The organism is Burkholderia sp. APQ4-4ca, assembly GCF_057837105.1.
Window position 1 is genome coordinate 1 of the sequence record NZ_JBYQCG010000135.1, and the last position, 7,491, is coordinate 7,491.

Consider the following 7,491-nt stretch of genomic DNA (forward strand, 5'->3'; position numbering starts at 1 on the left):
ATCGCGTGGCGTTTTTCTTTTCCGGCCCGAAACAACGCGTGAATCCCCGATACGTTGCGCGATACGCGCCCGGCATCGCATCGTCACCGGCAATCCGATTCGCCACACAACCGCCGCTGCACGGCGCGTAGAATCGTGTGCGCATCGACGCGGCACTTTCGCCCGTCACCCGACTTCCACCGCATCAAAACAACGACGCGCAATCCGCGCGACTGAGAGCACACGATCATGTCCGAGGTCACGACCGCCGCATCATCGGCGAGCAACGACGAAATCGCCGCTTACGTCGGCACGAAAGCCGCCTGGTTCGAACGGAAGTGGGCGATCGCCGAATCGCGCAGGAGCCGGCAGTCGTGGAACTGGGCCGCGTGCTTCCTCGGCCCGGTCTGGATGGCGTATCGATGCATGTACTGGCAGGCGGCCGCCGTGCTTGCCGCCACGCTGGGCATCACGCTGGTCGAGTTGCTGTACTTCCCGACCTACTTCGAATCGAGCACGCTCGACCCGATTACGATCGGGATCGCGGTCTCGATCGGCTGGTGCGGGAACAGCCTCTACAAGCGGCACGTCGAGCGCCAGATCGAAAAACTGCGCCCGAACGCGACGTCTCGCGAATCGTTGCTCGCGCTGCTCGAGGCGCAAGGCGGCACGAACTGGCTGGCGGCGGCCGGCTTCTCCATCGCCACGCCGCTGCTCGGCGTCCTGCTGTACATGATCGGCAACGCCGGAGGCGCGATGTACTGATCGCGGTAACCGCCGATCGGTAAACGCAGCGCAGAAAGGAAAGGGCGGCACCGGCGGGCACATCGCACACGGCGCATGCTCGCGCCGCTCTCAATGCAGATGCTTCAATTTGTCAGGATTGCGCACGACATAGATCGCGACGATCTTCCCGTCGTCGATTTCGAGCGCGGTCGTCGTCTGCAGCTCGCCGTCGGCTTCCAGCGTAACGAAACCCGGCAGCCCGTTGATGAACCCGGCCCGCACGAGCGTCGACGCATGCGTCGCGAACAGCTCGGCGAGGTACGTATGCACCCGCATCACGAGTTCGAAGCCGAATACCGGCTTGCCGGCCGCGGATGAACGCGTCCTGCACGATGTCGTCGGCGTCCGCGACGGAACCGAGCATCCGGTACGCGACGCGGATCAGCGTGCGGCGCAGCGGATCGAAGCTCGCCGCCGCGTCGGCCCGTTCGTCGGCGTTGCCGCTGGCCGGCTCGAGGTTCGGCATCAGGCCACGATCTTCGCGGCGGCGGCCTTCGCGTCGGCCGGGTCGACCCACAGCCCGAAGCCGACGGCGAGCCGGTTCCAGCCGTTGATCACGTTGATCATCACCGTGAGTTTCACCTGTTCCTCCTCGCTGAAATGGTCGTTCAGCGCCGCACGGGCCGCTTCGTGCGCCGCGTGGCCCTCCGACAGCCGCGTGAGCGCCTCGGTCCAGCCGAGCGCCGCGCGTTCGCGGTCGGTGTAGCAGGGCGCTTCGCGCCACGCGGACAGCAGATGGATGCGCTGCTCGGTCTCGCCTTGCTCGCGCGCCTCGACGGTGTGCATGTTAAGGCAGTTCGCGCACGCGTTGATCTGCGACGCGCGGATCTTGACCAGCTCGATCAGCGTCGGCTCGAGGCTCCCGGCCGCGGCGACCGACACGGTCATCCAGCTTTTCATCAGCGCGGGGGCGGCGGCAAACGGATTGAGTTTCGCAGTCATGGTTCCTTCTCCTTTCGTGTGGGTTGCGCCGATATGACGAGCGAGCACCCCGCGCGTGTGACATCGATGCACAAAATTTCTTTGGAATGGTCGAAACGGGTAGCTGCACGCGAAGGGCGGAGCCGTGGAGCAGGGCAGTAATCAGGTTGCGTGATCGACTGACGAATCGGCTGCATGACGCCGCTGCGCCGACGAACGCGCGATCGACCTTTCACGCACGCGGTGCGGCTGTCACCGGACGTCAGGAGTCCGCAGCCGCGGGCACGCGCATTGCATCCATTGGCCGAACCCCGTCACGACAGGCGTCGGCGGTTCCTGAAACACGCGACGCTCCCACCACGCATGCTTTCATTTTTCTTTCATATTCGTTTCACCGGAAATCCGATTCGCGACGTTCACATTTCTGGACCATACTGTTCCGCACGGGCAGATGAAGTGACGCCGCATCCGCGGCCCGGCGCGCGCGCCGGCTGCCCGACGACGCAGCAGCACATTGCCCGTCAGCCGCGCGCATCCCAGCGCAAGGCTTTCCCTTTTCCGGCAACGCAACGCAGCGAATCGCGACGTGAACGGTAAACCGATGAGCCTTCTTGCATCCCAGCTTCAGCGCCGTTACCAGGACGTGCGCGCCCATAGCGTCGCGTTGACCGCGACGCTGTCCGCCGAAGACCAGGCCGTGCAGTCGATGCCCGACGCGAGTCCGACGAAATGGCATCTCGCGCATACGACCTGGTTCTTCGAAACCGTCGTGCTGATGCGCCGCGTGCCCGGCTACGCGCCGTTCGACGACGCGTTCCAGTTCCTCTTCAATTCCTATTACGAAGCGCTGGGCCCGCGCCATCCGCGGCCGCAGCGCGGGCTGCTCACGCGGCCGTCGCTCGACGACGTGCATGCGTATCGGCAATACGTCGACGACGCGATGCTGCGCGCGCTGGCCGGCGCCGATGCGGCGCTGCTCGACGCGATCGCGCCCGAGCTCGTGCTCGGCCTGCATCACGAACAGCAGCATCAGGAGCTGATCGTCACCGACATGCTGCATGCGTTCTCGTGCAACCCGTTGAAGCCGGCGTTCCGGCCGCATGACGCGACGGACGGCCACGCGATGGCCGCGGGCGACGCCGGCCCGTTGCGCTGGCTGCCTCAACCGGGCGGGCTCGTCGAGATCGGCCACGACGGAGACGCCTTCTCGTTCGACAACGAACGGCCGCGTCACACCGCGCTCGTGCGGCCGTACGAGATCGCGAACCGCCTCGTGACGAATGCGGAATTCGCGGCGTTCGTCGCCGACGGCGGCTATACGCGCCCCGAGTTCTGGCTGTCCGACGGCTGGGCCACGGTGCAGCGGGAAGGGTGGCAAGGGCCCGCGTACTGGATGCCGGACGACGACGATGCGGCCGCCACACGGGTGCGTCGCACGTTCGGCCTGCACGGCGTCGAACCGCTCGCGCCCGACGCGCCGGTGTGTCATGTGAGCTTCTACGAAGCGGCCGCGTATGCGGAATGGGCCGGCGCGCGGCTGCCGACCGAATTCGAATGGGAAACCGCGTTCGCGGCCGACGGGATCCGCCAGATGCTCGGGCACGTGTGGCAGTGGACGCGTTCGTCCTACGAGCCGTATCCGGGATTTCGGCCGCTCGCCGGGGTAGCGGCCGAATACAACGGCAAGTTCATGGTCGGCCAGCAGGTCCTGCGCGGCAGCAGCATCGCGACGCCGCCCGGGCACGAACGGCCGACGTACCGCAATTTCTTTCCGCCGGCGGCACGCTGGCAATTCACGGGGGTGCGACTTGCGCGAGACGTCTGACCTGACGGCCACGAGCGGTGGCCTGCAACCCGCCCGCGATTCGCGGCCGAGCGCGTTCGAGCGCGACCTGATCGACGGACTGTCGCGCACGCCGCGCAGCATCCCGCCGAAATATTTCTACGATGCGGCCGGCTCCGCGTTGTTCGACCGCATCTGCGAACTGCCGGAGTACTACCCGACGCGCACCGAACTCGGCATCCTGCGCGATCGCGCGGCCGAGATCGTGCGGCGCGTCGGCCCGCATGCGGACATCGTCGAATTCGGCGCGGGTTCGCTCGAGAAGATCCGCGTGCTGCTCGACGCGTTCGCGAGCAACTACGCGAACGCGCCGGCGCGCTACGTGCCGGTCGACATCTCGGCCGCCTACCTGCACGATGCAGCCGCGCGGCTGCGTGCGGCCTATCCGTGGCTCGACGTCGCGCCGCTCGCGGCCGACTACACGAAGGCCGAGCAACTGGCCGAACTGACCGACACGCCGCGGCGGCGCATCGGCTTCTTTCCCGGCTCGACGATCGGCAACTTCTCGCCGGAAGAGGCCGATACGTTCCTGCGTGACGCCGCGCGGCTGCTGCGCGGCGGCGGCCTGCTGGTGGGCGCTGATCTCGTGAAGGACGAGCGCACGCTGCATCACGCGTACAACGATGCGCAGGGCGTGACCGCGCAGTTCAACCTGAACCTGCTGGTGCGCGCGAACGCGGAGCTCGGCGCGGACTTCGACGTCGACGCGTTCTCGCATTGTGCGTTCTACGACCGCGAGCGGCAGCGCATCGAGATGCATCTCGTCAGCGACGTCGCGCAGACGGTGCACGTGCGCGGCCACGCGTTCCGCTTCGAAGCCGGCGAGCGTATCCACACGGAGAACTCGCACAAGTTCACGATCGACGGCTTCCATGCGATCGCACGCCGCGCCGGGTTCGCACCCGATACCGTGTGGACCGACGCGGACAACCTGTTCAGCGTTCACTGGCTGCGCAGCGTCGACGATATTCGCGCGTAACGCGCGCCGCTACGAGCCGCCCGCGCCGCAAGGTGAGGGCGGCTCGCTCCCCGTGCATACCGGCGTGTTCGCTCCGATCGCCGGTTTCGTGCCGAAAATCCCCTTTTTACCGAGCCGGTGCGCCGCCGCAACGGTGTCTGGAATGTCGCCTTTGCCTTGCTCCATAAGGCTTTGCGGGCACCCGTAAACGTCCGTTACCTGTCTCGCATACCCGTTTCACCTGTGTCAGCGTCCGATGCCTAGACTCCGAACCGTAGTCACATGACGCACGACACGTGCAGGGAGTCGCGAAATGAGCAAGAAACTTATTCTCGGTGCAGTTCTCGGTGTAGCGGCGCTGGCAGCTTCGGGCGTCGCGTCGGCCCACGTCGACCTGTCGGTCGGCATCGGCGTGCCGGGCGTCTATACGGCGCCGGCGCCCGTCTACGTGGCGCCGCCCCGCCCGGTGGTGTACGCGCCGGTCGGTTATCGCGACTACGGCTGGCGTCAGCGTGAATGGCGCGAACGCGAATGGCGCCGTCATGAATGGCGCGAGCACGAGTGGCGCGATCGCGGCGGGTGGCGCGGCCGCTGGGACTAAGCGCGGCGACCGGCTCGCGAGAGCACTGATCACGACGACACGAGGAGAGTGATCGCATGAATCCCATCCGGCACATCGGACGGTACGCAACCGCCGCGGTCGTTGCGCTCGCAACGATCGGCAGCGCGCACGCTGCAGGCTGCATGAAGGGCGCGGTGGTCGGCGGTGTGGCCGGCCACTATGCGGGGCACCACGCGGTGGCCGGCGCGGTCGGCGGCTGTATCGTCGGCCATCACATGGCGAAGAAGCACGCGCAGGAGCAGGCCGCGCAGCACAAGGCCGCCGCGCAGGGCGTGCAGCCGGCGCAGTAACGGCGCCTTCACCGGGGGCGACGCGGCGGCGTCGCCCCCGGTCCTTGTTCCTGGAAGGGCGACACGCGGGCACCCAACCCTGGGACAAGGATTGATCCGCCGACAAAAAAGGCGGCTCGTCGCCGCCCTTCGTCTCACCGCCCCGCGCCCGCCGTCGGCGCCGCGGGTTCGAACAACGCATCGACCTGCGTGACCCGCACGAAGCGCGCCGCGCCGTCACCTTCGACCAGCGCGCGGAAATGCGCTTCGCCGCACGCGAGCTTCGCGCGCTCGTGCTCGCTCGGCACGTGGCCGTCCGCATTCGGCGTATCGACGACGAAGTACAGCCGCTCGCCGCCGTCCTGTTCCGCGAGCACGGCCCAGTCCGGGTGATAGCTGCCGAGCGGCGTCTGCACGCGGAACCACGCCGGCAGCTTCGCGTACAACTTCACGCCGTCGTGCGCCTCGAGCGCATCGGCGAACGTGCGCTCGGCATCCGTCTCGCACACGACCGCTTCATGGATCGACTTGCGCGCGTCCAGCCGCAAGTTGCGCAGATACCCGGTCAGGGCCTCGCTCTCGAACGATTCGAGCGCATGCACGTGGCGCTCGCCGAGCTTGCGGTACGCGATGCCCGCGACGAGCGCGAGCCGCTTGCAGCGGTTGATCGCATCGGCCGCAACGGTGATGAACTGCTGCGGATTCACACGGAAATCGTCGAGCCGGCCGCTGTCGGCGAGGATCGTCGCAAGCGAACGGCGCGTGAGCTGCGTACGGTCCTGCAGCTCGGTGAGCAGGTCGGGCAGCGGCAGTTCGCCTTCGTCGAGCAGCACGGTGCCGGCGCCGGCCACCTCGATCGCCTCGATACCGGCCTTGCCGATGTCGATCTCGGCCTTGCGCCATTGCAGCCGCGCACGCGCGATGTCCGGCGCGTCGCGCAGCGCGGCCGTGCAGTCGCGCACCAGCTTCGCGTTGTCGAACTCGACGCGGTACACGGTGCGATGGCGGATGCGATCCCACAGCGCGCGGAAATCCTCGCCGAACACGACGGCCTTGCCCGACGCATCGCGCCGCAACGCGATCGCGCGGCGCTCGTCGGCATTGCGCACCGCGAAGCGGCCCGACAGCTTGCGCAGCGTCGCGACGATCGGCGCGCGCAGTCGCTCGAATGCATCCGGCAGCACGAGCGCGCTCTGGCGCAGCGCATCCTTCAGCCGGTCGAGCACCTTGCCCTGCGCATCGACGTAGCCCTGCTCGTGCAGATGGTTCCACAGCACGCGCGACAGCTCGATGCCGAGCGCATGCGCGGGGCCGCCGTCTTCCTGCACCGGCAGCGCCGCGAACTGGTGTTCCTCGACGATCCCGAAACGGATGCCCGTATCGGCCTCGATTTCCTTTTGCAGGTTCTCGGCGAACGACTCGTAGCGTTCGGTCGCGATCACGGTGAGCGTGTTCACGCCCGCGTCGCGCACGCGTTCGCCGTCCTGGTCGACGGCGAGGCGCAGCCCGCGGCCGAGCGTCTGGCGGCGCTCGCGCTCGGTCTGGATGTCGCGCAGCGTGCAGATCTGGAACACGTTCGGGTTGTCCCAGCCTTCCTTCAGCGCCGAGTGCGAGAAGATGAACTTCAGCGGCGTGTCGAACGACAGCAGCGCTTCCTTCTCGCGCATGATCAGGCCGTACGCACGTTCCGCGTTCTCGCGGGCCGCCGCGCTGCTTTCGCTCGTGTCGGTCCAGCCGCCCTTGCGGTCGATCGAGAAGTAGCCGTTGTGCGCACGTTCGACTTCCAGCGCGACGTCCACGCCGTCGAACAGCGCCCGGTAGGCCGGCACGCGCGCCGCGCGCGCATATTCCTCTTCGAAGATCAGCGCGTAGTCGCCCTTCACGGGCACGCCGTTCTCGTCGTAGCGGCGATAGCGTTCGACCGAATCGACGAAGAACAGCGACAGCACCTTCACGCCGCGCTCGGCGAGGCGCAATTCCTTGTCGAGATGCTCGCGGATCGTGCGGCGGATCATCTCGCGCTGCACGGCTAGCGTGTCGATGTCGCCGAACGCCTCGCCGAGCGACAGGAACGCCTCGCCTTCCGGGTGACGCAGCTCGACGTATTCGGCGC

8 protein-coding genes and 1 pseudogene are annotated in these 7,491 nt (G+C 67.4%); 5 read left to right on the plus strand and 4 right to left on the minus strand.

What is annotated here, in order from left to right:
• Positions 1-228 precede the first annotated feature (228 nt).
• Positions 229-744, plus strand: a complete 516-nt coding sequence (locus AC3IFE_RS16705) for a DUF2628 domain-containing protein (RefSeq protein WP_489191201.1) — start codon at positions 229-231, stop codon at positions 742-744.
• A 90-nt stretch (positions 745-834) separates the two neighbouring features.
• Here the strand turns inward: AC3IFE_RS16705 and AC3IFE_RS16710 are convergent, their stop codons facing one another.
• The 3 genes and pseudogenes from AC3IFE_RS16710 to AC3IFE_RS16720 all read right to left on the minus strand — a co-directional run bounded on the left by AC3IFE_RS16710 (position 835) and on the right by AC3IFE_RS16720 (position 1,707).
• Complete coding sequence (locus AC3IFE_RS16710) at positions 835-1,041, minus strand: hypothetical protein (RefSeq protein ID WP_489191242.1); 207 nt, start codon at positions 1,039-1,041, stop codon at positions 835-837.
• Positions 1,042-1,072: 31 nt separating this feature from the next.
• A pseudogene (locus tag AC3IFE_RS16715) lies at positions 1,073-1,231 on the minus strand (sigma factor); the annotation flags it as partial.
• Positions 1,231-1,707, minus strand: coding sequence for a carboxymuconolactone decarboxylase family protein (locus AC3IFE_RS16720; protein WP_489191203.1), 477 nt, complete (start codon positions 1,705-1,707; stop codon positions 1,231-1,233). The pseudogene AC3IFE_RS16715 and the gene AC3IFE_RS16720, both read right to left, overlap by 1 nt.
• A gap of 580 nt (positions 1,708-2,287) precedes the next feature.
• On the opposite strand from AC3IFE_RS16720, the gene egtB reads away from it, so the two are divergent.
• The 4 genes from egtB to AC3IFE_RS16740 all read left to right on the plus strand — a co-directional run bounded on the left by egtB (position 2,288) and on the right by AC3IFE_RS16740 (position 5,399).
• On the plus strand, positions 2,288-3,511 hold the full coding sequence (gene egtB / locus AC3IFE_RS16725) for an ergothioneine biosynthesis protein EgtB (protein ID WP_489191205.1): 1,224 nt from the start codon (positions 2,288-2,290) through the stop codon (positions 3,509-3,511).
• On the plus strand, positions 3,495-4,508 hold the full coding sequence (gene egtD, locus AC3IFE_RS16730; protein WP_489191206.1) for an L-histidine N(alpha)-methyltransferase: 1,014 nt from the start codon (positions 3,495-3,497) through the stop codon (positions 4,506-4,508). The genes egtB and egtD overlap by 17 nt, the downstream gene beginning before the upstream one ends.
• A 292-nt stretch (positions 4,509-4,800) precedes the next feature.
• On the plus strand, positions 4,801-5,088 hold the full coding sequence (locus tag AC3IFE_RS16735) for a hypothetical protein (RefSeq protein ID WP_489191207.1): 288 nt from the start codon (positions 4,801-4,803) through the stop codon (positions 5,086-5,088).
• 56 nt (positions 5,089-5,144) lie between these two features.
• Entirely contained in the window at positions 5,145-5,399 is a 255-nt protein-coding gene (locus tag AC3IFE_RS16740; RefSeq protein WP_489191208.1) for a hypothetical protein, read from the plus strand.
• A gap of 134 nt (positions 5,400-5,533) precedes the next feature.
• On the opposite strand, the gene AC3IFE_RS16745 is transcribed toward AC3IFE_RS16740, so the two are convergent.
• Positions 5,534-7,491: restriction endonuclease (locus tag AC3IFE_RS16745; RefSeq protein WP_489191209.1), on the minus strand; the 1,958-nt coding region annotated here is incomplete at its 5' end.